Here is a 25234-nt window from a genome sequence, read left to right on the forward strand (position 1 = left end):
AAACTAAATTCGAATCATGAAAGGCATTGAATTTATCCTTTCCGGGCTGCAATGTATCAGTGAACCCGATTACCTGAAGAAAATGGCCCGTTTTGGGATCGATATTTCAAAGGCTTTTGGCATTCGTGTACCCAATATCAGAAAGTTGGGCAAGCAGATCGGTAAAAATCAGGAATTATCTTTATTGCTCTGGAAACCGGATTTTATGAGTCACGTTTGTTGACTACCTTTATTGGCGATTATAAATTGGTAACAGAAGCGCAAATAAACGCGTGGACAAAAGATTTCAGTTCACGGGATGTTGTGATCAGGTTTGTGGAAATCTTTTCGTTAAAACGCCTTATTTTAAGTCGAAGGCTTTTGAGTTTACCGAAGCAGAAGCAGAATTTGTAAAACGTACCGGTTTTGTATTGATGGCCGAGGCAGCTGCTCACCTGAAAAAAGAACCTGATGAAACTTTTCTTGCTTTTCTGCCGGTAATTGAAAGAGAAGCTTACGATAACCGGAATTTTGTTAAAAAGGCATCATGGGCTTTAAGGCAAATTGGCAAGCGGAATGCTTTCCTGCATCAACATGCTATAAACATGCTATAAAAACGGCCATTAACATTCTTGCCCAGAACAATAAAAAAGCAAACTGGGTAGCGTTAGGTGCCTTAAGAGAACTTAACAGCAATGCTATACTGGTCAAAATTGAGTGCTTAGAAACAAACACGCTCCGCTTTGCGCCTAGCGCGAGGCTAGATGCTGCCGCTCTGCGCCCCAGGTTCATCGCTCCCCTCACTTCTTACCCTACATCAATACACACCCAGCCTTACAGCATTAACTTTGTATCATAAATAAGAAAGGAAATTTATGTCACAGTTCATTTTGCACAAAGAAAACACCCGCGGTCATGCTAATCATGGCTGGTTAAATGCACACCACTCATTCAGTTTTGCAAACTATTACAATTCTGAAAGGATGCACTTCGGAGTTTTGAGGGTTTTAAATGATGACTTGATTGATGGTGGTATGGGCTTTGGTAGTCACCCACACGATAACATGGAAATTATTACCATTCCATTGGCGGGTGCAATTGCACACAAAGATAGTATGGGTAATTCAGCGGTCATTAAAAATGGAGAAATCCAGGTAATGAGTGCAGGTACAGGTGTTAGTCATAGCGAGTTTAATGCGAATGCCGGTGAGCAGTTAAGTTTATTGCAGATCTGGTTGTTCCCTAACAAGAAAAATGTTACACCACGTTACGATCAGCAAACTTTGGATGTTACTGCCCGTCATAACAACTTTCAGCAGATCTTATCACCAAATGCAGATGATGCCGGTGTGTGGATCCATCAGGATGCATGGTTCTCATTAGGCAATTTTGATGAAGGTTTCGAAACCGAATATAAAATCAAAAAAGCCGGTAATGGTGTTTATGCTTTTGTAATCAGCGGAGAAGTAACCATTAACGGGCAGGTGCTTGGTAAAAGAGATGGGTTAGGCGTGTGGGATACCGATAGTATCAGTTTTAAAGCCAATACCGCAGGAGCAGAAGTTTTATTGATGGATGTTCCGATGGAATTGAATTAATTTAGAAAAATCGTCATTTCGACCGAAGTGGAGAAATCTTGGAGTAGAGACCAAATTTTTCCTGCCGATCAAAAATCGGTGCCTCAGTCGGAATGACGATTTTCTTTTGTTGATTTTTTTTAATTACAACTACATTTTCAAACTTAAAAATATGCAAACCACTATACTTTATATCGGCAGGGATCCCGAAATTACAACTGTAATGAACCGCTTGTTAAATGCCCGACCTGAATGGAAAGGCATCTGTGTATGCACTGATGAAGAGGCTGTCGAAATCTGTCAGGCGCAGCAAATAGACCTGGCATTGTTAGGCAATGGAATTGATGCCGAATGTGAAAAAGCATTAAGGGCAAAACTAACCGTGCTTAAACCGGGAATAAAAATTATCCAGCATTATGGCGGGGGGAGTGGGTTGTTGTACGGGGAGATAATAACGGCCCTACAAGTATAGAAAGAGTGGTTTATGTGCTTTGCTGGTAAACCCCGAATAGTAGCACAATTCTGTTTACCTAAACGGGATTGTAGCGGTATCCTTTTAAAATTAGCACCTGCTTCCATTTTACTGTCATGCTGAGGTACGAAGCATCTGCCAACGATGAAAAAGATGCTTCGTGCCTCAGCATAACAGCTGGATTTTAAAAGATTTAGCGAAAAGCCCGACTAAAGATTAATAGCACTACTGGTTTTGCTTTTCAAAACATTTTACAATACTTCGCTAAAGTTTGCTGTAAACAAAAAACGATGCTAAAAAAAATATCCGTCGTTTCGAGCGGAGAGCAACGTAGCCGGGAAATCTATCGAAGCAGATCTCTCTCCCGACTTATCGTCGGGACGTTTCGGCCGAGATGACGATTTTAGTATAGCGTATAAGTCTCCTAAAAATCCAGGATCTAACTGATGTAATCCCTGTCCTCGTCGCTCAACTCATTTTTATTTCCCGTTGGCTGACTTTTTCTTTCGATCTCATCATCGTAACTGCTTACCGTTTTTCGCGGACGGCCTACAACAAAGCCGATAATAAAACCGATGATGATGCAGATGCCAATAACCAAAAGTTTAGATACAGGAACTGTTGCTACCAGGAAATCGAAATCGACAGGTTCGGTATTGACCATTAAAAAAACAGTTAGTAATACCGTTAGTATGATGATGGAAATTGTTTTTGCGCTCATGGTTTAAAAGCTATAGTTAAATGAAAACTCTAATATCGGATTTTGATTGTAAATCTGGTTAACAAAAACCAATCTCGCTCCTAAATCTACAACAGGTTGATAGCGTAAAAGGTTTACGCTGGTGTTTAATTCTACGCCATAAGTTTTCGGATCGTTAAAGGTTGTGCCTTTGCCAATGTTTTCGTAATGGCAGAACAAACCTGCCCTAAAATTCCGCACGTAAGCCAGCGGTCCCAATTCCCAGTCAGGAAAAGCAAAGGGGAAACGATAGTTAAAAAGTAAGCTGTTCTGCAGTTTGCTTTTCGCCAAAATATTGTTGTACCCGTACACGGTAGCAATCTCTGTGGCGTACTGGTTTACACCACTTGCTTTTTGGTAATTAAAACTTGCCAGGAAGGAGTGGTTTTTGGCAAGCCCCGGGAAATAAAGAAAACTTTCAAGCGCCAAAATTTCGCCACCTAAATTTTTATCGAAAGGTTGGTGGTCGTAAGTTACCCTGAACACCTGCGCCCACTTTGGCGCAATGTCTCTTTCGGTAGTACGTACACTGTGATTGAAAGTAAAGTTGTACTCCATCGGGAATTTAAGTTCGCGGATAAAATTGCCCGGCATATTTTCGGGCATATACCTCTGCGTAAAACTCGTTGCTGCATTTAAGGTAAAAGCATAGTTCTCGTTGCGGGCATTGAACGATAACGGAAGCGATGCATTAAGTTTGATATAGTTCTCCCTCCAGTCGCCTTGTTCTATCGTGTTTTTAGTTCTGTAGAACGTTCTTTTCGGGCGGTTGCGATACAACACACTAAGTACCGGATAAAGCGCCTTATAGCTAATGTCTGCTGTGTACTCAAAACGTTTTAAATCGCGGTGGTATTTCGCACCCGAATAAAAGTCCATCGTGTTAAGCAGGTTGTTCGATTGCAGCTCCAAACCAAAAACATATTCATCATCAATTACCGGGATAACGCTGTGGATGCTGAAAAGATTTAGCGCCTGGTGATATCGTTTCGATTGATAAGTGCTATCCGGAATTTTATTAAAAACATTTCCTACGTTTTCCTGCTTTTCTGCTGCTGCCGAAAAATCGACAAAGTTATTTTCGCCAACAGGTTTTTCGCTAATGCTGGTTTCGGCAATTTCGTAACCATTGATTTTATAATCGTTAAAAATGATTTTCCCATCGCTGGTTTCAGTAGGATTAAAAGCGCCATATTTTGATGCGCTGAGTGCTGTTATTTTTTTCGAAGCGGGATCTATTCCGTAAATGTTATCGATGCCATTAAAGTGTGCATTGAAAACAATTTTTTCATCCATAAAAACCGGACGACTGAGTTGTTGTCTGCTGTTTGAAATTAATGCTGATTTTTTTTCTTCCTCCATCAGCCATAATGTTTTTCCATTTTCATTTACGCCGATATAAGAAATCTTGTTTCCTGTTTTGTCGAATGATGGAGTTTGCAGGATGTCATTTTCAGGATTTGGATAGGTCTTTAAAATTTTTCCTGAAGTGGCATCAATCTCCACCAGGTTGAACTGGTTGTTGAGCTCAACCTTGGCTGCAATAATTTTCTTTCCATCTTCAGATAAACTAGGGGAGAAGAGCCTGCTTTTACTACTTAATTTGCTGAATTTTTTAGTCTTTAAATTATATAAGCAAATTACGCTGTAACTGCGTTGTTTGTACCTCGGATCATAACGAATTTCATCCCAAACCAAAAGCTCGTTTTTTAAGCTGAACCAGGGCTGTTCCTGGTAACCGATTCCAAATAATTTTTGCTCTGATTTATCTTCGTTTATCACCACAAAATATCGCGCATCAGTTTTACTTTCTTTAAGTGCTAAAATCTGATTTTTATTTAACCTTACCGGTAGGAAATAATTAGTAGCCAATGCTGATTTTTTATTCAGACTTTCATAGGTTTCTGCAACCGATTTTTCTTCCTGGTTTTTCCATGTTTCTGCGAGCTTATTTTGAGTTGCTAAAAAATACTGTCGGGTGTTTTCTCCGGTATATTTTTTTAGGCTTTTCGAAAATGGATATGGACGAACTGGTCTTTTCCTGATGTCGCCAAGTAAGCTGTCGGAAATAAACTGGCCGTATTTTTCTTTCATATCTGATACCATCAAATATCCGGTTTGATAATACCCCGGAGTTACATCTTTGTTCGATCCGAAATAGGCTTTGCTATAAGTGAATTTTTTGCCTTCCAAAATCGAGGCCCGGTAAGGCATGATCCAATTTGGCTGCCGGCCACGACCCGACTCAGTTAATGCAGTCTCGTTCACCACCGCATCACCTTCGAAAAACCAGGTAGGGATGCCAGCCCCAAAATAGGCGAAGTAAACCAACTCCGGAAAAGGGTGTGCCTGTGCTCCTGTCAATTTGTCAAACTGGGCAATGTGCCTGAGCTCATGAACGGCCAGGTTGTTTAGCCAATCCTGACTATCGAAATACTGTGGGGGGGTAGCATAAAATTCAGACTTCTTTGGGCCCAGTTGAACAAAGCCATTGGCTACCGTACCACGGTTCTGCAAGAGTAGTGGGATGGAGGTTTTTTGCTGCCTTAAGCCGAGTCCCACTTTGGTATAAATAAAGGGTAGGGTATTGGCCATTCTTTGTGCCTCTTTCTCCAGTTCTTCCGGATAGATGATTTTAAAGCCACCAGATGAAATGTAGTTCCATTTTACACTAAGTGGGTTCTGTGCAGTGCTGAAAATTTGCCCAAAAACCGATGGTGAAATAAAACTTAAAGTAATTGCACTTAAATACTTGATAATTAGTTTTTTGTTTGCTTTTTTTAAATTCATCTGAATTCTTTGCTAAAATATTTAGTTTTTTAAATTTTACTACTCTTTCTAAAAGTAATTTTTTAATTTAAGTTGTGTTGTTTAACTTATTGATTTTTAAGCTTAAATGAATTGTATGTAAATTTATTAAATATCGTTTTTACCGTAATTTTTTATGTGATTTTTCGCTTTCTTTAGGTGTCTGATCACATTTTTAATCTCGGTGACTTTGTTGATTTAATTTACACTTATTAATCGATTTTACCTGAAAATTTTTCCTCCTTTTTTAATTTCTGTATGAATGGAGCAATCGGGTTTATGTGCTGAGAATAGAACCTGCATCTCATAAATTCAAGGACTGTGCTAAAGGATTTTTATGAGTTAAAAAGGGCTGGTGATTTTTGGTTGTGTAGCCAAAATCCCGGCTTTAAAAACTGATCATTTGGGCGCTAGAAATTTGGCCTGTAAAATCAATTATCTCGAAGATTTGTATTGTTGTTTTTCTAAACAGACGCTCGCTCAATATTGGAATTTATTCGAGTGATGATAATTTTATGACAAAATGTCTGTGTGTTTTTATGGCGTAATGCGGTCGGCTTTATCAATCTCAGCATATTGATATGGGGCCTTTTGGTTCCGGTTCCTTAAATTAAAACGCTTAAAATCACCGGCGAAATCTATTAAAATCCGTGTTTTTGATGTGTAGAATCAATATTTTACCAACGAAATTCTTGCTCAAAATTTGGTTTGGACATTCAGATTTGTATGCTTTTTTGAAGTTTTTAGCCTCGAAATCGCTAATTTTTCGACCAGATAATGCTGTTTCCTTACGATATTCTCGGGTAATAGGGTTTTTATCAGCATTTTTTGGAAAATCATTTTTTAAATTAAAAACTTGCCTCTTTGCTATTTAAACAGGTTTTTTTACATGTTTTGCTTTAATTTTTTCCCGGTGCTAAGTGTGATGGGTTTTCTTGTTTTTTAATTCATGAAGACTCTTTTGAGCGTATATAAACTTCTGTTTTATTTCAATTTTTATGATAATGGAGTATTGAAATGTTCGCGTTTTTTATTGTTTATAAAACCTGTTTTGATAAAAATGTTAAGCTGAAAGAAAGATGTTGTTTGGAGTGACTGCCGTTTCGGTATAGTTTTTTTAGTGTGCAATTAACCTTAATATTACTGGGTTTATCTAACGTATATAAGTGAGGTATGTGCTTCTTTTTATAGTAAAATTTTCGGTTGTTTTTATGGGTTTCTTAGAAGGTATTGTATGTGACTTTAGTTTCAGTTTTATATGGTTAATCCACGGATAAATATTGATTTTGAAATTGTAATTTGTATTAAATATTATCAAGTTTTAAATTCGATTATTTTCTTTTTTTTAATGCCGTAGCTTAAGTATATTTTCGTGTGTTTTTATGCCTTATTTTTGATGGAAATGGTTAGCTATTTTTAGTGATTGCTTTAAAAGAAATGTAATCTGGAATACATGGTGTTTGTCTGGAGATATTGATGTGTTTTATGGTTTTAGGTCGTAGTTTTTATGGGTTGATATTTTTACTTTTTGTAACCATTTATGAGCCAATTTTTGGCGTTTGGGTAATGTAGCTTCCATACAAGTGTTTCCGTCTAATTTGAAGGATGATTTGTTGTGTGAAATCAACATGAGTGACGGAGAATTCTTAGCGCAGCGATAGGTCTAAAATAGTCGCCATGCGATAGCTATCGGATGTAAGCAGACTTTTTTAGCCGACAGTCTGCTCCGGTTTTCGGAAGTAATTTTAAACGATCCACTGCCTGGCCGTAGCTTTAAGATTGCTTTGTTCTTTGCAATAACGAGCCTTCTTATTAAAGTCTGTCAGCGGTAGTAGAGAGCAATGCAGTCGGGAATCTACCTCGAGCTAGATCTCTCCGTTTCGCTGCGCTACAGTCTGGATAACGGCCAGTTTTAAGGGAAGTTTGTCAGCGGTAGCGGATTGCAAGAAAGTTAAGAAAGATAACCGTTTTGTTAAGCAATAATCCATAGCGGAGTAGATGGATATTCATTCCGCTATGCTTCGTGCGATAGCTGTTTGATAGATCTAAAAGCTGTTTTATGATGCGAAAATACTGCGTTGTACTGGCTTGCTTTCTACAGTTTGTTCTTTCTCTTTTTGTAGATAGGATACAAAAAAATTGATCCCAAGATAATTGTTGCGCCGATATAAAATCCGCCGGTCATTTGTTCTTTATTCTGAAAGAAAATGAAGGCCAGTACGATTCCGTAAACAGGTTCTAAGTTCGTAATTAAGGCTACCCTGAACGCCGATAAAGTGCGCATTACTGAAACGCCTGCTACGTACGCAACAGAAGTACAGAGTGTACCAAGAAGTGCTAAACAGAACCAGTTTTTTGTGCTCAGGTTAAAGTGTGTGTGCAGCAAAGTTCCATCGTATAAACGGTATATAGTGATCCAGAAAAAGGCACCGAGCAACTCGTAAAAACCAATAATGGAAGGCTCGGTTTTTTGTACCAATGTAGAATTAATTGTCGAAAAAAGGCTTGAAGCTACCGCTGCTAACAATCCAAAAATGATCCCCAAAGTGTATTGACCTTCGAATTTAAAGATCATATAAATGCCCAAAATAATTAACAAGCCAATCAGGATGTCGCCCATCTGAATCGGTTGTTTTTTAATAAGGGGTTCTAAAATTGCGGTGAATAAAGTGAAAGAAGAAAGGCACACCAGGGTAACCGAAACGGTAGAAACTTTGATCGCATGGAAGAAAAATATCCAGTGAATGGCTACAATTCCACCCGTTAAAAATAACTGGATGAACTGTTTTTTACTGATTTTAATATTTTTTTTGGTGATTAAAAACCAGGCAAAAAGTGTGATGCTTGCAATCATTACGCGGTACCAAACCATGGGCACGGCATCAATGGAAATTACTTTTCCAAGTACGCCTGTGAAACCCCAAACAAATACAGTAAGATGAAGAATCAGCAGGTTTTTTCTGGTAGCTTCCATTACTATTTTGGTGCCTTCCTCAGTAGATAAAAACCTAACAGGCCAAAGAAGAGCGTAGGCATGATAACAGCTGCAAAAGGAGGTAAGCCGCCTTTGGTAGAGAACATCTGTGTAAACTGGTTAAACACGATATAAGCGAAGCTAATGAAGATTCCGATACCTAACGATACACCAACCCCTCCACGTACTTTACGTGATGACAGGGCTACTCCTATAAGGGTTAATACGAATGCCGAAAGTGGGTGTAGGTAACGTTTGTATTTTTCAAACTGAAGATCGTTCATTACGCCGGTTCCGCGGATTTTTTCTTTTTTGATTTTCTCCGAAAGTTCTTTTGTGGTTAAATTCTGTACCACATTATCGTAAGCAGAAAAATCATCCGGACGCATATCCAGGATCGTATCTTTTAGTTTCCCATTACCATAAATCATGGTTTCTTTAAGGCCGTCTATCTTACGGATTGAATAGTTGGTTAACTGCCATTTACGTTTTAATGAATCCCATTTAATCGTTTCAGCAACAATTTTTTTGGTTAAAATATCGCCATTAAAATTGTCGAGTGAAAAGCGGTATCCCGAGTTTGTTTTATTATCGAAATTATCAATATAGATATAGGTTTTGTCATCCAGTTTCATGTGGATGTTCGATTTTGTTGAGGGGTCGTTTCGTTTTACATAAGTGTTTTCGAAGCGGTTTTTTAGGGTGTTGGTGTAAGGTAAAATGTATAAATTGGAGACTAAATTTGCCGAAAAAATGATAGTTGCTGATACTAGATAGGGAAATAAAAAACGATTAAAACTTACACCGCCACTTAAAATCGGAACTATTTCGGTCTGGTCAGCCATCTTAGCCGTAAAGAAAATTACGGCAATAAAGTTGATCAAAGGCGAAAGCATATTCACGTAAAAAGGAATAGAACCAGCGTAATATTTAGAGAGGATTCCCCAAAAACTCAGCCCGCTTTTCATAAAATCATCCATCTTTTCAGACAGGTCGAAAACCACAATAATGATTACGAAAATGGCCAGGGTATATATAAATGTACCCAGGTATTTACCGATAATGTACTGATCGATGATTTTTATTCTTCCTTTTAACAGACTCATTTTATAGCTTATTGCCTAATATTTTAACCATTTTGTTCTTCCATTCGTAAAATTCACCAGCAATAATCTTTTCTCTGGCCTGTTTTACCAGCCATAGATAGAAATGTAGGTTATGTAAGGTAGCAATTTGTGCGCCAAGCATCTCTTTGCTGTGCACTAAATGCCTTAAATATGCTTTACTCGTTACCTGATCAGCATGTAGGTCGCTTTCTGCATCCAGTGGAGAAAAATCATTCTCCCATTTCTTATTTCTGATGTTGATGATCCCGTTTCTGGTAAAAAGCATGCCGTTTCTTGCATTTCTTGTAGGCATCACACAGTCAAACATATCAACGCCTAATGCAATGTTTTCCAAAATATTGATCGGTGTACCCACACCCATTAAATAACGTGGTTTTTCGACCGGTAATATGTCGCAAACCACTTCCGTCATGGCGTACATTTCTTCTGCGGGTTCTCCAACTGATAAACCGCCTATGGCATTACCCTCACGGCCCATGCTGGCAATAAATTCTGCCGACTTAATGCGTAAATCTTTATACACTGAACCCTGTACAATAGGGAAAAGTGTTTGATCAAAACCATATTTAGGTTCTGTAGTATCAAAACGTTCACAGCAGCGTTTTAACCAACGGTGTGTCATTTTAATGGATTGCGCAGCATAAGTATAATCACATGGATATGGTGTACACTCATCGAAGGCCATAATGATATCGGCACCAATAGTCCGCTGAATATCCATGGCATATTCGGGAGTGAAAAGGTGTTTCGAACCATCAATATGAGAGCGAAAAGTAACGCCCTCTTCCTTAATTTTACGAACTTTACTTAAAGAATACACCTGGTAGCCACCGCTATCGGTTAAAATAGGACGGTCCCAGCCAATAAATTTATGTAATCCACCGGCTTGTTCCAGGGTCTCTAAACCTGGCCTCAAATAAAGGTGGTAAGTATTACCTAAAATGATTTTTGCATCGATATCATCTTTAAGTTCGCGCTGATGTACGGCTTTAACCGTTCCGGCAGTGCCCACAGGCATAAAAATTGGGGTTTGTATTTCGCCATGGGCCGTTGTTACTGTGCCAGCCCTGGCTTTTGATAGTGGATCGTTAGCCTGTAAACTAAATTTCATAATGTGTTTTTTCTCGTCAAAAATCTGCCAAAAATAGCAAAAATTGAGGGCATTATTTTGTTTAATTTTTTATCCACATAAAAGTGTTTTACAGATTAAAAATGAGAAATTTGCGCCTATTTATTTTACCATCGTGATATTAACCCCGCTTGAAATTATTCTGCTCTCGATATTGGCTTTTTGCCTTTTGGTTCAGCTGTATTATGTGCTTTTCGTACATTTAAAACTGGCCAATGTGCATATCGAAGAGGTGCCGTTATCGGCCCAAAAACCGATAAGCGTGATTGTTTGTGCCAGAAATGAAATTGTAAACTTAGAGAAATACCTGCCTATCTTATTAAACCAGGATTACCCTCAATACGAAGTTGTAGTGGTTAACGATCGCTCATGGGATGGAACAGAGGAATTTTTAGAGCAATTTGAAAAGAAATACAGCAACATCAGGATTGTTAAAATTTTAGATAACGATAAATTTATTGCAGGCAAAAAATTCGCGGTAACCATGGGAATAAAGGCCGCAAAATATGATTGGCTGGTGTTTACCGATGCCGATTGTACGCCCAACTCCGAACGTTGGTTAATGGATATGCAACAACCGGCCGATGAAAATACCGATATCGTATTGGGTTATTCTCCTTATATGAAAAAGAGAAGCCTTTTAAATGCGCTGATCCGCTTTGAAACTTTTTTCACTGCTGTAAATTACCTGTCTTTTACCTTAAAAGGCATGCCTTATATGGGGGTTGGAAGGAATATGGCTTATAAAAAATCACTTTTTTTTAAAAATAAAGGATTTGCCGCACACATGCATATCCCATCCGGTGATGACGATTTGTTTGTAAATGCGCATGCCAATAAATACAATACTGAAATCCGATTACATCAGGACAGCCACGTTTGGAGCGAACCAAATAAAACCTGGAGAGGTTATCTTAAACAAAAAAAGCGTCATTTTGGTGCTGGAAAATTATATAAACCTAAACATAAGTTTATTTTAACCCTTCAAATTGTAGCCCAGTTCCTTTTTTATGCTTTTTTTGCTGCATGTATGTTTTTAAGCCGGGATGCACAATATGTAGCCTTAGGCATTTTTGCATTTAGCATTATTATCAGGTGTTTTATCTATCCTAAATTGCTAAAACGCTTAAACTATAGCGATTTGCGTTGGTGGTTCCCGATTTTAGATATACTTTTGTTCCTGTTTTTAACCCTTAACGGATTTTTGGCCCTGTTTGGCAAGAAAAAAGTAAACTGGAAATAATTCATTAATCTTTAGAAATTACAATATGCTTGATGTAAAGCCCGATATCGTTTTAAAATATTTTCCTGATTTAAGCGAAAAACAGATTTCCCAATTTTCGCAATTATTCGAATTATATAGCTTTTGGAATGCACAGATCAATGTAATTTCGAGAAAAGATATTGAAGAATTGTACGAACGCCATGTATTGCATTCATTGGGGATAGCTAAAGTATGCATGTTTAAAGCTGGCGAATCTGTTTTAGATGTAGGTACTGGTGGTGGTTTTCCAGGTATTCCGCTGGCAATTTTATTTCCTGAAACGCAATTCTATCTGGTAGATTCTATCGGAAAAAAAATTAAGGTGGTAAAAGAAGTGGCTTCGGCATTAGGTTTGGAGAATTTAAGGGCCGACCATTTACGGGCAGAGCAAATTAAAGAGAAATTTAACTTTGTGGTATCTAGAGCGGTTACGCGTTTAGGCGAATTTTACCCATGGATACAAGGGAAATTTAAAAAAGACTCATTAAATGCTATTCCGAACGGCATTTTGTACCTGAAAGGTGGCGATTTGGCTGAAGAAATCAAAGAATCGAAACTGAAAGCAGAATTATATCCGCTTTCAGCTTATTTTGAGGAAGATTTTTTTGAGACTAAATATGTGGTTTACGTGCCGCAGTAATTATCTTTTACTTTATATATTACCTTTCGCTATTTACCACTGCTTTTTTTAGTTTTTGGTTCAACTGGTGGTGGCGGTGGTACTGGCAAGTTCTTTTTATCTTTTGTTACAACAGGAGGAGCGAAACGAACTTGACCAACTTTTGTTTGAGTAGGCTTTTTCCCTTTTAAAGTACCAGGTTCTACTGGCGGTGGCGGCGGACTTAATTTTATTTCCAATATTTCACCCTTGGCAGACTTTGGTTCCATTGGAGGTGGTGGAGGAGCTACGCTTTTCATTTGTTTTTTGGCGCTTTTAGATTTTGGTGCTGGTTCTATCGGCGGAGGTGGTGCTAATTTTACGCTCCTTACTTGTTTTACTTGTGGAACAGGTTCAGCAATAACAATTTCCTTAGCCTTTGGTCTCTTAACGGTATCTTGTAGTTTAATATTTAACGCTGTTACTTTTTTAGGAAACAAATCGACAACTGTATAATTTTTGGTTAAAGCCATGGTTGAGGTACAAAGCATTCCGCCAACGACAGGAAGTACCAATAACAATCTGAGCCTGGCCCATTTCGCTGATTTTTTTTGATTTAACATACTTATTCTATTTTTTAGTAGTGAAGAATTGAAAAATTGATTGCTAAGTTTAACCTCTTGATTTCCATATGAATTTTGAATTAGAAATAATGCATATTCATATTTCGCAATGTCTTTTTGGGTAGTTGCTTCGTCGGCTAAATATTCGTGGATGAGTTTGATGTCGTTTTTGATGAAATAAGTAACTGGATTAAACCAGCTTGAAATTTGTATCAGTTCAAAAAATAAAATATCAATGCTATGCTTTTGTTTAATGTGAACCATTTCGTGCTTTAATACCGTATCCTTTTGGTTCATTTCAGGATCGATAAACAATAAATTAAAGAATGAAAATGCGATCTTGGAATGGTCTATCTCGATTATGGTAATACCATTTTCCTTACGTTTTTTAGCATTACGCGTTAATTTTTTGATGTGGCGTAACCCCCAAAAAATCTTTAAACTCAAAATAAGGCAGATGATGATGTAGATCGATAAACATACATTGGCTGCACTCAGCAACGGTGCCGTGTCTTGAATATGGATATTTTCATTATAACCTCCTATTATATCTTTTTTTAAGAAACCTAACTGAAAAAATGGAAGTAGGTAGGCAAGTATTGTACTGAATATAAGGTAGTATCTGTTTAATTCGTAAAAGGTTTCCCTGTGGAGAAATAATCTATAAAATCCATAAAACAGCATAAGGTATAGATTTGCTTCGAGTAAATAATATAGCCAGCCCATCATTTGTCTTTTTTAAGTTTCTCTGCTAATTGAATAATTTCGTTGAGCTCTTCGGTACTCATACTTTTTTCTTTGACCAGAAAGGAAACCAAACTTTCGTATGAGTTTTCGAAGTAATTATTCATTACCTTGTCGAAGGCAAAACGTTTATAATCAGTTTCTTTTATAATGGGGAAGTAGATATGTGTATTTCCAACGGCTTTGTGATCAACAAAACCTTTTCCCTCTAAAACCCTGATTACCGTTGAAACGGTATTGTAGGCAGGTTTGGGCTCATTCATTTTTTCGATCACGTCTTTTGTCAGTGCTTCGCCCATTTCCCAAAGGATGAGCATCACCTGTTCTTCTGCTTTTGTGAGTTCTTTTATCATGGTAACTATTTTTGTAGTTCGGATAAATGAAGTTACTACTATAAAAATAGTTTGCAAACTATTTTTATAGTAGTATTTTTAATTAGTTGATATACAGCTAAATAATTTATATTTAAAAATGTCAAGACATAAAAAAGCCCGCCACATAGGGCAGGCTTGGGTTAAATTGATCGCTTTTTTAAAATCTTTCCGATTTTCTTGGATTGTCCATCATCCTCATTTTATCTTTTAGTAACAGCTGTAAGCCAGTTTGACTGTCGATATTTTTTACAACATCTAATACCGCACTTGCCGCATTGCTGAAAAACGGTTTGGTAATGGTCGAATATTCGTCGGTAGCTTTGTGGTAATCTTTATGATCTTCTACCCCAAAATACAAAAACGGAATGTTTTTGGCATTAAAAGACCCTTGATCGCTCTGGTTGGTCCAATCATCGTGACCTTGTTTGGGATCGTCGTGACCAAAAAGCAATTTGATATTGGTTTTTGTAGTATCTACGTATTTCTTTAAATCAGGGTGTTTAAAGGTTCCGCAAATATACAACTCACCTTTGTCGCTATGACTAATCATATCCATATTCAGATCGATAGCAATGGTGTTAATGGATACTGGAGGATTGCCTACAAATGCTTTAGAGCCTTGCAGCCCCATTTCTTCAGCATCAAAAGAAGCAAAAATAATGGTATTATTAGGTTTGTTTTTTGCAAAGTAGGCTGCGATTTTTAACAGACCCGCTGTTCCGGATGCATTATCATCCGCTCCATTAAAAACTTCATCTTTTACTACACCCAAGTGGTCGTAATGTGCCGAAACCACAATTACATTGTTTCCTTTTCCCGGAATATAGCCGATAATATTGGTTCCATTTACTTTTGCACCATTTCTGCCATTAAAAGTAAATTCCTGTGCATAGTTTACATGTTGTGGATATGATTTTAAGCCTAGTTTTTGAAATCTTTCTATAATATAAGCCCTGGCCATTTCTGCGCCTTTTGTTCCGGTTTTTCGGCCTTGATAGGCATCTGATGACAGCACTTCTACATCTTTCAATAACTGGGTATCTAATTTGCCGGAATCAGTGGTACTGGTTTGATTTTTTACTGATGAACAGCAGCTTAGCATCATGGCTAAGGGAAGGATATATAGGATTTTCATGGTTATAATGTAATAAGTTATGGTCGTCATCTCGACCGGAGCATGGCGGAATGGAGAGATCTATTGCTATAGATTTCTCGACTTCGTTCATTTCGCTCGAAAGGACGATTATTGCCTAAATTTTTCTAAAGATATTAATTATTAGGCTATAGAAAGGAAAACGTAGTTTAGTTTACTGTATTGCATTTCTAAAACTGATGGGAACAGAATACTTTTTATTTGCAGCAACCTTGAATATTTTGTCATGCTGAGATAAGAAGCATAACAAAATATGAAACAGATGCTTCGTGCCTCAGCATGACACAGAATATAATGACGGTAGAAACTCCAATAAGATAGGTTTTGCTCTGGCCTTTCTGCTTTTAACTTTAAGCTTTTACGCTGCTACTTCTCTTAAATCTACGGCTACAACCCTCGAAACGCCCTGTTCTACCATCGTTACCCCATAAATAATATCAGTGCTGGCAATGGTGCGTTTGTTATGCGATACAATGATAAACTGAGATTGATCGGAGAATTTGCGGATAATATTATTGAATTTATCGATGTTAGTATCGTCCAATGGTGCATCAACCTCATCGAAAATACAGAAAGGGGCAGGTTTTAAGAGGTAAAGTGAAAACAACAATGCGGTTGCCGTTAATGTTTTTTCTCCACCGGATAACTGATTGATGGATAAAGGCCTTTTACCTTTCGGACGGGCCACAATATCAATATCGGCTTCTAATGGGTTGTTAATATCTGATAAAATCAGGTCGCAGCTATCTTCTTCATTAAATAAAGAGCGAAAAACCACGATAAAATGTTCCCGAGCCTGTGTAAAAGCCTGCATAAATTTATCTTTCGCGTTATCGTCTATCTCTTTTATCGTTTGTAAAAGATCCGTTTTAGCTGCATTAAGGTCTTTTTTCTGGTTCTGGATAAAGGTGTAACGCTCTTCCATTTCTTTAAAAGCCTCCATAGCCATAGAGTTGATGGCGCCAAATTCATCCAGCTGACGCTTCATCTTCTCTACTTTTTGGCGTAGATCGAACTCACTTTCTAAAGCCTCAATTTCAGTATCAGTTTCTAAAAGATCGTTGATATCAATATTAAATTCGACTGCTAAACGTTCTTTTAAGGCATTCAAATCAATTTTTAGTGCATTTTTTTTGTCCTTGATCTCCGTTAACAGAAAATCAGTTTCTTCACGGTTTTTACGGATATTGGTCAGGTCGTTCTCCACTTCGTTGATACTTCCTTTACTCGTAAAATAAGCTTGTTCGGCTTCGGCAAGGCCTTTTTCCATCTCTTCGCGTTGCTGATACATCTCTAAAAGCGTATCATCGTTCAGGTCAGTATGTTGTAAAGTTGCCGTAATTTGAACCAACGCTTCCTGCAATTCTTTATCATTTTGGGCAATACGCTTGTTTAAGGCTTCTTCCTGTACAAAACGGTAATCCAGGTCTTTTTCCAGGCTTGAAAGTTTATTCTGTTGTTGGTGGAACCGGATATTGTCCTGGTTATATTTACCTGCGCTTTCGTTTACCTGGTCGGCAATTTCCTGATAGTTAAGTTGTTGCTCTTGCAGATTCACATGCGCTTCCTGCTGATCTTTTTGCAGTTGAACCAGCGCTGGCAATTTTTCTGACAAGGCTTTTTCTATTGATACAATCTTTTGCGCAATATCTGTTTTGCGGTTTTCACTGGTGGTGATAAACTCCTGGTACTGATCGCGGCGGGTTTGCACCGAAATGTGTTCGTTGTTTAAACGGTTCATTTCCTGCTGCAAACTATTGATCTGATTAATTTTAGATGCCTCTTTAAGATTAAATATATGATCTGTTTCAGCTTTAATTGCAGCATCATACTGGTTAATCAATGACTCTGAAGCCTTAATTTCTTTCGCCAGATTTTCTAAATTCTTCGCACGGCCAATACGTTTTCCTTCAAATAAACCTACCGAGCCACCTGCCAAAGTGAATTTGGTTTGGGCATATTTTCCGTTTTTAGCCAAAATGGTTAAACTATCGGTTGGCGTTGCTTTAAAAAGATTTTCCTGTTCCGCTATAGCTATATATACATTTTGTAACAGCAAATTGCAGAGATGCTGATATTTTTTGTCTACTTCAATTACCGATAATGCAGAAACCAAACCTTCGTGAGTACCAATAACGGGATTTTTATCGGGAACATTCTCTAATATAAAGAAATTCGCCCTTCCACGACTGGCATCGGTTAAAAGATTAATGGCCTGAACAGCGTCGGCATATTTCTCTACCACATAATGGTTCATTACCGGCTCGAGGTAATTTTCAATAGCGATGCGATAATCTTCGTTACAAAATAAAATATCAGAAAGAAGCAGTGCACTTTTTGCAAAAGCATTGTTTTTCTTTAAAAAACGAATCGATTCCGGAAAGCCTTCTAAACTATCAACCAGCGATTTAGTCAGGTTATACTCGTTCTGTTTGGCATCTTTTTTACGATTTTCGGCCGTTAATTTTTCCTTGTTCGAACTTAGGTTGATTTCTGAAGCCGCTAATTTTTCTTTTAAGATTTCCTCAGCTTCCGTTAGGTTTTTAATATTGGCCTGTTTTTCCCTTACCTGGATATCCAACTCAGCCAAAGCATGGTCAAATGCTTTTAATTCTAAGGTTTTGGTTTCGGTATCATCCACATTCCGGTTTGTTTCCTGTACAAGGGCATCTTTCTGGATGTTAAGGATGTCTATTTCTTTTTGCGATTGATAAACTGTGTTTTGCAGTTCGTTAACAGATTTTATGAGGTTATCAATCCTGTTTTTTTCTGTTTGTTGTTGCTCTCGTAAAGTATCAAGGGTTGATTTTAAGGTTTTTAAGTCAGAATCCAGACGGTTAAATACCTCGGTTTCTGTTACCACTTCTTCGTTTAAGCGTTTAATGTTATACTTAATGTGGTTAACCTGGTTTTTATCCTTTTCAAGTTCACCAGATAAACGTGTTTCTTTTTCCTGCAAGAAACGCATTTGTTCATTTTTTACCTTTTTCTCGCTTTCGTAGGCACGAATTTTAGAAACAAATTCATTTGTAGCTTTCTGTTGTACGGAAAGGTTTTTTTCCTGACTGATGCTGCCCAGTTTAAGCTTTTGTAGTTCTGCTTCGCCGGTATCTATTTTATTGCTAAGCTCTGTCCGGTTTACCAGCTGACTTTGTTCCTGTGTTTCCAATGCACTTAAATCTGTGCGGAAGAACGCAATACGGTGTGTAGCCAGTTGAACGCTCAATTCGCGATACTGTTCTTTTAATTTATAATAACGTTCAGCCTTACGGGCCTGATTTTCTAAGGTTTTAAGGTTTTTCTCAATTTCAAAAAGTAAGTCCTCAACACGTTCTAAATCAGTTTCGGTATCTTTTAACTTATTGAAAGTCTGTTTTTTACGTAATTTATATTTCGAAATCCCCGATGCTTCCTCAAATAAGGAACGGCGACTGTGTTCTTTATTGGTGATAATTTCATCAACCATTTTCAGCTCGATGATCGAATAACTATCTGAGCCGATCCCTGTATCTAAAAAGAGGTCCGTAATATCTTTTAGCCTGCACTGAACATCGTTTAAACGGTACTCGCTATCGCCGTTTCTATAAAGTTTCCGTGTTACGGTAACCTGCGAGTAGGCTGTAGGAAGGATGTTTTTGGTATTATCAAAGCTTAATGAAACTTCAGCAAGTTGCGCTTGTTTACGGTTTTTAGTTCCGTTGAAGATGATGTTTTCCATCTTTTCAGAACGCAAAGCTTTGGTACTCTGCTCGCCCAAAACCCAGCGCATGGCATCAATTACATTTGATTTCCCGCAACCATTGGGTCCAACAATAGCCGTAACCCCCTCATTAAAATTGATGGTCACTTTATCGCCAAAACTCTTAAAACCTTTAATTTCTAACCTGGTAAGTTGCATGGTTTGTAATCGGAAGAACCGACCTCAATATTAAGGATAATTTTGTGTTTTTTCAAGTGGTTTTAACCGCAAAGGTTGCAGAGAGAAAAGGGAAAAGGACGCAAAGTGAAAGGATAAATTATTCCATCATCCACATTACATTTTCCATAATTAACCCACGAAGGCACAAAAACATAAAGTATAAATTAATGCTCTTCGTGACTTGGTGCCTTTGTGGTAAAAAACTTATTTCACAATCATCAGTTTCGCAAATTTAAGCAGTAACTGTTTGTTGCCTAATCCCTGGAAAAATACCGTTGCTTTAACATCAGGTAATGTTCCTTCTAAACTGATGATTTTTCCGAAGCCGAATTTTTCGTGTTCTACTTCCATACCACCCTGAAATTCATGTGCTTGTGATGGGGTAAAACCAGGCGTTGGGATGTGGGCTTTTGCCAGTAATGATGTTGTTTTTGGTCGAACTGGTAGGGCAGAAGTGGTTGCACCAGCTGCTGGTTTAGGTTTGCTAATGAAATCGCGTGGTTGTGATGTCCACGATTTGCGGTCATCATCAAAATTACCATCAAAACTGGTTGATTTAGCAGGTTTAACATCCAGTTCTAAAAACTTAGGGTTAATTTCGTTGATGAAACGGCTTGGTTCGCAATTGGTTAATGTTCCCCAACGGTAGCGCGAAGTAGCATAAGTGATGGTTAACTTAATTTCTGCACGCGTAATGGCTACATAAAACAAACGGCGTTCCTCTTCCAGGTCAGAACGGGAATTAACCGACATTTGCGATGGAAAAAGATTTTCTTCCAAGCCCACAATAAATACGTTTTTAAATTCCAAGCCTTTCGCCGAGTGGATGGTCATTAAAGAAACAGTATCCTTGTTTTTATCGCCATCTTTATCATCGTTGGTTAAAAGGGCAACATCCTGCATAAAAATATCCAGCCCTTTTTCTTCTATATCCTCACGTTCTGCAAATTCTTTAATACCATTTAATAACTCTTGTATATTTTCGTAACGGCTTCGTCCTTCAACGCTGTCGTCTGTATAAAGTTCCTTTAAAATACCGGTATGTTGCGCAATAAACAAGGCCGAATCATAAGCATCGAGTTTTTTTGCCTCGGCCTGAAAACTTTGTACCATCATCGAAAAATCGTTCAGTTGATTGGCTAAACGTCCGTCAACATATTCGTGTGCATTCGAAATTACATCCCACATGGTTTTTCCATTCTGGTCTGCCGCAACGATGATTTTATCAATAGAGGTATCTCCAATACCACGCTTTGGGTAATTAATTACCCTTTTTATGGCTTCTTCGTCCTTTGGATTAAAAGTTAAACGGAAATAAGCAATTAAATCTTTAATCTCTTTACGTTGGTAAAAAGACTGACCGCCATATATTCTGTATGGGATGTTAAGCTTGCGTAAACCTTCCTCCATTGCCCTGCTTTGTGCATTGGTACGGTATAAAATGGCAAAATCACTATGTTGGTAACCTTTCGTACTACGTTCCTGGATAATCGATTCGGCAACCAGTTTACCTTCCTCGTTATCGGTAAAAGCACGCGCAACCTTAATTCTGTCACCTTCAACATTTTCTGAAAATACATTTTTTTCCAGCTGGTTTTTGTTGTTGGCAATGATGCTGCTTGCCGCATCAACAATATTTTGGGTAGAACGGTAGTTCTGTTCTAATTTATAAACCTTTAAGTCGGGATAATCGCGTTCGAAATTTAGGATATTCTGGATATTTGCCCCACGGAAAGCATAGATACTTTGTGCATCATCACCCACCACACAAATGTTCTGGTAAGCTGCAGCCAGTTTTTTCACAATGGTATATTGCGAAAAGTTGGTATCCTGGTACTCATCCACCATTAAATACCTGAATTTTTGCTGATATTTATTTAAAACTTCAGGGTGTTCCTTTAATAGAATATTCGTTTTGAAGAGTAAATCGTCAAAATCCATTGCGCCAGCCCTAAAGCAGCGTTTAGCATATTGTTCGTAAATCTGCCCAATAAGCGGACGTTTATTTTGAATATCTTCTGCCTGAATCTGGTCATTCGATTGATATTCACCCCAGGAAATCAGGTTGTTTTTTGCGGATGAAATTCGGCCGAAAACGAAATTTACAGCATAAAGTTTATCATCCAGCTGCATTTCTTTCAAAATGGCACGCAGTACGCTTTTGCTATCGTCGGTATCGTAAATGGTAAAATTGTTCGGATAACCGATTTTTTCGGCCTCTACACGCAAAATTTTCGCAAAAACGGAGTGAAAAGTACCCATCCAGATGTTTTTTGCCTCAGCACCAATCACTTTACTGATACGCTCGCGCATATCCTTACTTGCTTTGTTGGTAAAGGTTAAAACCAGAATGTTAAACGGATCGGTACCGGTTTGAATCAGGTGGGCAACACGAAACGTAATTACCCTGGTTTTGCCCGAACCTGCACCTGCAACAATCATTACTGGTCCTTTTGTGTTCTCTACTGCTGCTCTTTGTTGTGGGTTTAATCCTTCTAAATAATTCAAATCGGCTCCTGTTTTTTTGAGGCTCAAAAATAACAATTCTTGGGGCTTTTTGCCAAAGTTGTTAGTAATTATTTGAAAACCGAAGCATACATCATTTTGAGATGTTTAAGAATCTTTTTATGGTTGAGCTGATATGTGGTGCATGGTTAGGAGGCACAAATCATGGCTTGTTTGGTCATCAATCATATAAGAAAATATAAGGTTTGGATGCCCATATTGCCAAAAGGTTTTACGTTGAGTTTACATGGGACTTATATGCCTTAAATGGTTAAATAATGATTTGAAAGGGCACGAAACATGGCAGATGTTGATATTGAATTGATTTTGAGAAAAACCGCATTAGTATTTCATCGGCTTCTTTAGTCCTTTGCTTTGCTCATACGCCTGCAGGCCTTACACTTTAGGCCGGTATCCGCTTCGCCAAGGTTTATTTAAAATGGGTTTGTGCTACTATTAAGAATTTTAAAACCCAGAAGCTATTTTATTGCGCAAAATGGCGGAATTTTGTCTTAAATAAATATAGTGTTCTGTCAGAATTACACCTTAATGATTTGGGTATAGAATTTGATATGCTTTCACTATGGAAGAGAAAAATATAAATAAAGATATTGAGTTTTCTGATATCCCGGATGGAGGAAGTACAGATATTTATGCCAATTTAAAAGAGAAATTAGAAAGTGTTGAGCAGTTTCCTGGAATTTACAATTTTAAATTTATTATCACTGGGGGCTTAGACAAAATACAAGATCTACGTGCCATTTTACCTGACGATGAGTTTGTTGAGCAGCCTTCAAAAACCGGTAAATATGTTTCGATTACCGTAAAAAAGCAAATGCAAAATGCTGATGAAGTTATTGCTGTTTATAAGCAGGCAGCAAACATCACCGGAATTATGATCCTCTAGTTCCCCACCTCATCTAAAATGATTTTGCAAAATGAATAGTGTGGCCTGCAGGCATATCCCGCAGGCCACACATGAAAAGCCAATACCTGCCTCACCGAGGTTTTGTTAAATTAACGGTTTGTTTCGAGACACGAACCATGGCGCAGCTTGGTGCTATTATCAAGATTTAAATGTCATAGCATAACGGTTCTTAGAAATACACGAACTACAGCAAACGGAGGATGCAAACCAAATAATACACTATTTCACCCTCTACCTTCCACCTTAAAGCCTTCCACCTTAACTACATCCAATCTTTATTACCACTCTCTAGCTGATATAGCCAATAATTTACCAGTTTTTTAATTGCGGTATAATTCCCATACTTGAAATGGATCTGACCGGCAGCAGTGTGTAAAGAGAGGTGGCCAACATCAACCCCTTTGTGCCATGGATATTGAAAAGTAGTAATGGCCTGAATTTTATCTGGCTTGACAATTTCATTCGAAACATCCCAGATTCCACTTTTTTTGATGATAAAATCCTGATTTACCGAAATGCGGTGTCTTTTATAACTAATATAAATCATCAGCACACCGATAACAAAGTACCCTATTGCGATGCCGGTAAAAGGTTTCATCTCAGGGATATTGAAAGCCAGGATTAAAAAAATCGAAACAGGCATAACCAGTTTAAAGAAAATAGGCAGGTTTAAAAATCGCCAGTCGGGGATAAAGGTTTTTCCTTTTAAGGGGGCTTCGCCCAATATCATTTTTAATAATTCATCACGCTCAATGGGGTTGCAGCCTGGAATTTCCAATGTATTTCCTTGCATTTCGTGCCCCTTTTTACTTTGCCCGAAATGTGCCTGCCTTAAACTCATATTCAGCATATTCATCTTTTTCTGAAAGTAGTTCTGGCTGTATTTGGTAATCTGCACTTTATTCGGACTGATCAGCGTATTTTTTTTGGCAATCAATCCCGAAGACAGCAGGAGGGTATCTTTATGCTGGCTAATTTCTAACTCGAAGTATTTATAAAAAGTTCTCACCAGGTTAATAACCAGTAATACGGCTAAAAGGCATGCAATTAAAATAAATACCGTAACAATAGTGAGCATACCCGTTACGGTACTCTGAATTTCATCTTTGTTAATTTTAAAAGCATCAAGTAGTTGTCTTCCTTCATAAATAACGGTATAAAAAAATGCCGCAAGCAAGGCTAAACTTTGTCCATAATTGGAGGTTAGGCCTACTTTAAATAAAGTCCAGCTGCTTATTCTTAAAAACGGAGTTTCTTCTGCTATATGATTTTCATTTGCAATTTCTGGTTGTGCTTCATTTGCGGTTTTTCTATTTAAAAGATGCCCTTTAAGGTTGTAAGCAGAAGTTTCATCAATCGCTTTTATGCTTACTTCTTCTCCATGAGCACCGGCAGTATCGATTTTTAAACCATAAACACCGATAATTTTCTGCAGGATATTCTGGTTGATGTTAACCTGTTGTATTTTATCGAGCTGGATAATCACCTGATCGCGGTTGAATATGCCTTTATTTACCACAAATTCCTGCTTTTCTTTGTCTAAAAAGAAAGTGAATTTTAGGTATCGTAAATAAGCAAGAAGGAAACTGAACAAGATAATAACAACGGCACCGAGCAAAACATAAATAATGTCTTTAATCTGCATTTTTAAAAATGCGATAACGAAAATGAAAAAAGTTCCTTTAATGATCTGAAAAGCAGTATATACACCCATTACAATAATGCCAAAGGCCGATTCGCGCTGTGGTTTACTAAAATCGTTATCCATTATGCTTCAGTTTCAGGATTTTCGAGAAGGTCTAATTTTTTTAACAACAAATCCCTGATGCTTTTTGCTTCATTAATGGCAATACCCGAAATGTGAATATGCCCGCTTTGGCCACCAGCGGTAAAAACCTGTAGTGATCCTAATTTGTATATTCTAGAGAAAATACCTTCATTTAATTCGATATGCTGAATCCTGTTTAAAGGAATAATGGTGGTTGATTCGGCTACAACGCCACTTTTATAGATTACATCATGCGTACGTACCGCATAACCCCGTTTTTTAAAACTCAAACGAAAAAGCAGGAAAAAGAGAATGACAAAAACAATATATACAGGAATAATCCAAACGGCATTTGGCCTTATTTCATCAACAAATAATAAAAGTGAACCCAATCCTATACCCAGTAAACCGAAGAAGATTGACAAGTTAATACAGATGATTTTCCAATAATCGGGGTGGGGCTGCTTTAATGAGATTTCTTCATATTTAGGAAGGTGCTCAATATCAATAGCTTCGTTAGTGAAAGGTGTATCTGCAGACATGGTTAAAGATA

The 25234-nt window shown here is 37.8% G+C and carries 19 protein-coding genes; 7 read left to right on the forward strand and 12 right to left on the reverse strand.

The window, feature by feature from the left end; all coding sequences use genetic code 11:
* Positions 1–16 precede the first annotated feature (16 nt).
* The 4 genes from R2R28_RS01835 (at position 17) to R2R28_RS01850 (ending at position 2028) form a co-directional block, all read left to right on the forward strand.
* Positions 17–223, forward strand: coding sequence for a DNA alkylation repair protein (locus tag R2R28_RS01835; RefSeq protein WP_316823998.1), 207 nt, complete (start codon positions 17–19; stop codon positions 221–223).
* 49 nt (positions 224–272) lie between these two features.
* A complete protein-coding gene (locus R2R28_RS01840; RefSeq protein ID WP_316823999.1) occupies positions 273–593 on the forward strand; it encodes a DNA alkylation repair protein in 321 nt (106 codons plus the stop codon).
* Positions 594–854: 261 nt separating this feature from the next.
* Positions 855–1577, forward strand: coding sequence for a pirin family protein (locus tag R2R28_RS01845; RefSeq protein ID WP_316824000.1), 723 nt, complete (start codon positions 855–857; stop codon positions 1575–1577).
* Positions 1578–1728: 151 nt separating this feature from the next.
* The gene (locus R2R28_RS01850) at positions 1729–2028 is read left to right on the forward strand and encodes a hypothetical protein (RefSeq protein ID WP_316824001.1); all 300 of its coding nucleotides are present in this window, start codon (positions 1729–1731) and stop codon (positions 2026–2028) included.
* Positions 2029–2467: 439 nt separating this feature from the next.
* On the opposite strand, the gene R2R28_RS01855 is transcribed toward R2R28_RS01850, so the two are convergent.
* The 5 genes from R2R28_RS01855 to tgt all read right to left on the reverse strand — a co-directional run bounded on the left by R2R28_RS01855 (position 2468) and on the right by tgt (position 10787).
* A complete protein-coding gene (locus tag R2R28_RS01855) occupies positions 2468–2749 on the reverse strand; it encodes a lipopolysaccharide assembly protein LapA domain-containing protein (protein ID WP_316824002.1) in 282 nt (93 codons plus the stop codon).
* 3 nt (positions 2750–2752) lie between these two features.
* Positions 2753–5557 (reverse strand): hypothetical protein, encoded by a 2805-nt coding sequence (locus tag R2R28_RS01860; RefSeq protein ID WP_316824003.1) that lies wholly within the window; start codon positions 5555–5557, stop codon positions 2753–2755.
* A gap of 2113 nt (positions 5558–7670) precedes the next feature.
* On the reverse strand, positions 7671–8549 hold the full coding sequence (locus R2R28_RS01865; protein ID WP_316824004.1) for a DMT family transporter: 879 nt from the start codon (positions 8547–8549) through the stop codon (positions 7671–7673).
* 2 nt (positions 8550–8551) lie between these two features.
* Entirely contained in the window at positions 8552–9655 is a 1104-nt protein-coding gene (locus R2R28_RS01870) for an LptF/LptG family permease (protein WP_316824005.1), read from the reverse strand.
* Between the two features lies 1 nt (position 9656).
* On the reverse strand, positions 9657–10787 hold the full coding sequence (tgt, locus tag R2R28_RS01875) for a tRNA guanosine(34) transglycosylase Tgt (RefSeq protein ID WP_316824006.1): 1131 nt from the start codon (positions 10785–10787) through the stop codon (positions 9657–9659).
* Positions 10788–10830: 43 nt separating this feature from the next.
* Between tgt and R2R28_RS01880 the strand changes: the two genes are divergently transcribed.
* Together R2R28_RS01880 and rsmG are read left to right on the forward strand one after the other, a co-directional pair.
* Positions 10831–12048, forward strand: coding sequence for a glycosyltransferase (locus tag R2R28_RS01880; RefSeq protein WP_316824007.1), 1218 nt, complete (start codon positions 10831–10833; stop codon positions 12046–12048).
* Positions 12049–12073: 25 nt separating this feature from the next.
* Positions 12074–12709: a 16S rRNA (guanine(527)-N(7))-methyltransferase RsmG gene (gene rsmG / locus R2R28_RS01885; RefSeq protein ID WP_316824008.1), complete on the forward strand. Its 636-nt coding sequence runs from the start codon at positions 12074–12076 to the stop codon at positions 12707–12709.
* A 29-nt stretch (positions 12710–12738) separates the two neighbouring features.
* Here rsmG and R2R28_RS01890 read toward each other — a convergent pair whose 3' ends face one another.
* The 5 genes from R2R28_RS01890 to R2R28_RS01910 all read right to left on the reverse strand — a co-directional run bounded on the left by R2R28_RS01890 (position 12739) and on the right by R2R28_RS01910 (position 21988).
* Positions 12739–14019 (reverse strand): M56 family metallopeptidase, encoded by a 1281-nt coding sequence (locus R2R28_RS01890; RefSeq protein WP_316824009.1) that lies wholly within the window; start codon positions 14017–14019, stop codon positions 12739–12741.
* Positions 14016–14387 (reverse strand): BlaI/MecI/CopY family transcriptional regulator, encoded by a 372-nt coding sequence (locus R2R28_RS01895; RefSeq protein WP_316824010.1) that lies wholly within the window; start codon positions 14385–14387, stop codon positions 14016–14018. The genes R2R28_RS01890 and R2R28_RS01895 overlap by 4 nt, the downstream gene beginning before the upstream one ends.
* A 178-nt stretch (positions 14388–14565) precedes the next feature.
* Positions 14566–15543, reverse strand: a complete 978-nt coding sequence (locus R2R28_RS01900; protein WP_316824011.1) for a M28 family peptidase — start codon at positions 15541–15543, stop codon at positions 14566–14568.
* Positions 15544–15919: 376 nt separating this feature from the next.
* Positions 15920–19459 (reverse strand): chromosome segregation protein SMC, encoded by a 3540-nt coding sequence (gene smc / locus R2R28_RS01905; protein WP_316824012.1) that lies wholly within the window; start codon positions 19457–19459, stop codon positions 15920–15922.
* Between the two features lie 225 nt (positions 19460–19684).
* Positions 19685–21988 carry an ATP-dependent helicase gene (locus tag R2R28_RS01910; RefSeq protein WP_316824013.1) on the reverse strand — a complete coding sequence of 768 codons (2304 nt, stop codon included), beginning with the start codon at positions 21986–21988 and terminating at the stop codon, positions 19685–19687.
* Between the two features lie 580 nt (positions 21989–22568).
* Between R2R28_RS01910 and R2R28_RS01915 the strand changes: the two genes are divergently transcribed.
* Positions 22569–22892: a DUF493 family protein gene (locus R2R28_RS01915; protein ID WP_316824014.1), complete on the forward strand. Its 324-nt coding sequence runs from the start codon at positions 22569–22571 to the stop codon at positions 22890–22892.
* Between the two features lie 283 nt (positions 22893–23175).
* On the opposite strand, the gene R2R28_RS01920 is transcribed toward R2R28_RS01915, so the two are convergent.
* Both R2R28_RS01920 and R2R28_RS01925 read right to left on the reverse strand, forming a co-directional pair.
* Positions 23176–24681, reverse strand: coding sequence for a PH domain-containing protein (locus tag R2R28_RS01920; protein WP_316824015.1), 1506 nt, complete (start codon positions 24679–24681; stop codon positions 23176–23178).
* On the reverse strand, positions 24681–25223 hold the full coding sequence (locus R2R28_RS01925; RefSeq protein ID WP_316824016.1) for a PH domain-containing protein: 543 nt from the start codon (positions 25221–25223) through the stop codon (positions 24681–24683). Before R2R28_RS01925 ends, R2R28_RS01920 begins: the two co-directional genes overlap by 1 nt.
* Positions 25224–25234 lie beyond the last annotated feature (11 nt).

Source organism: Pedobacter miscanthi, assembly GCF_032678605.1.
Taxonomy (GTDB): Bacteria; Bacteroidota; Bacteroidia; order Sphingobacteriales; family Sphingobacteriaceae; genus Pedobacter; species Pedobacter miscanthi_A.

Excerpts from the sequence above, each read along its gene's own strand:
- tgt (WP_316824006.1), bottom strand. The coding sequence starts at position 10,787 with ATGAAATTTAGTTTACAGGCTAACGATCCACTATCAAAAGCCAGGGCT.
- R2R28_RS01890 (WP_316824009.1), bottom strand. The coding sequence starts at position 14,019 with ATGATGGGCTGGCTATATTATTTACTCGAAGCAAATCTATACCTTATG.
- R2R28_RS01870 (WP_316824005.1), bottom strand. The coding sequence starts at position 9,655 with ATGAGTCTGTTAAAAGGAAGAATAAAAATCATCGATCAGTACATTATC.
- R2R28_RS01895 (WP_316824010.1), bottom strand. The coding sequence starts at position 14,387 with ATGATAAAAGAACTCACAAAAGCAGAAGAACAGGTGATGCTCATCCTT.
- R2R28_RS01915 (WP_316824014.1), top strand. The coding sequence starts at position 22,569 with ATGGAAGAGAAAAATATAAATAAAGATATTGAGTTTTCTGATATCCCG.
- R2R28_RS01920 (WP_316824015.1), bottom strand. The coding sequence starts at position 24,681 with ATGGATAACGATTTTAGTAAACCACAGCGCGAATCGGCCTTTGGCATT.
- R2R28_RS01860 (WP_316824003.1), bottom strand. The coding sequence starts at position 5,557 with ATGAATTTAAAAAAAGCAAACAAAAAACTAATTATCAAGTATTTAAGT.
- R2R28_RS01850 (WP_316824001.1), top strand. The coding sequence starts at position 1,729 with ATGCAAACCACTATACTTTATATCGGCAGGGATCCCGAAATTACAACT.
- R2R28_RS01865 (WP_316824004.1), bottom strand. The coding sequence starts at position 8,549 with ATGGAAGCTACCAGAAAAAACCTGCTGATTCTTCATCTTACTGTATTT.
- rsmG (WP_316824008.1), top strand. The coding sequence starts at position 12,074 with ATGCTTGATGTAAAGCCCGATATCGTTTTAAAATATTTTCCTGATTTA.
- smc (WP_316824012.1), bottom strand. The coding sequence starts at position 19,459 with ATGCAACTTACCAGGTTAGAAATTAAAGGTTTTAAGAGTTTTGGCGAT.
- R2R28_RS01835 (WP_316823998.1), top strand. The coding sequence starts at position 17 with ATGAAAGGCATTGAATTTATCCTTTCCGGGCTGCAATGTATCAGTGAA.
- R2R28_RS01855 (WP_316824002.1), bottom strand. The coding sequence starts at position 2,749 with ATGAGCGCAAAAACAATTTCCATCATCATACTAACGGTATTACTAACT.
- R2R28_RS01845 (WP_316824000.1), top strand. The coding sequence starts at position 855 with ATGTCACAGTTCATTTTGCACAAAGAAAACACCCGCGGTCATGCTAAT.
- R2R28_RS01900 (WP_316824011.1), bottom strand. The coding sequence starts at position 15,543 with ATGAAAATCCTATATATCCTTCCCTTAGCCATGATGCTAAGCTGCTGT.
- R2R28_RS01925 (WP_316824016.1), bottom strand. The coding sequence starts at position 25,223 with ATGTCTGCAGATACACCTTTCACTAACGAAGCTATTGATATTGAGCAC.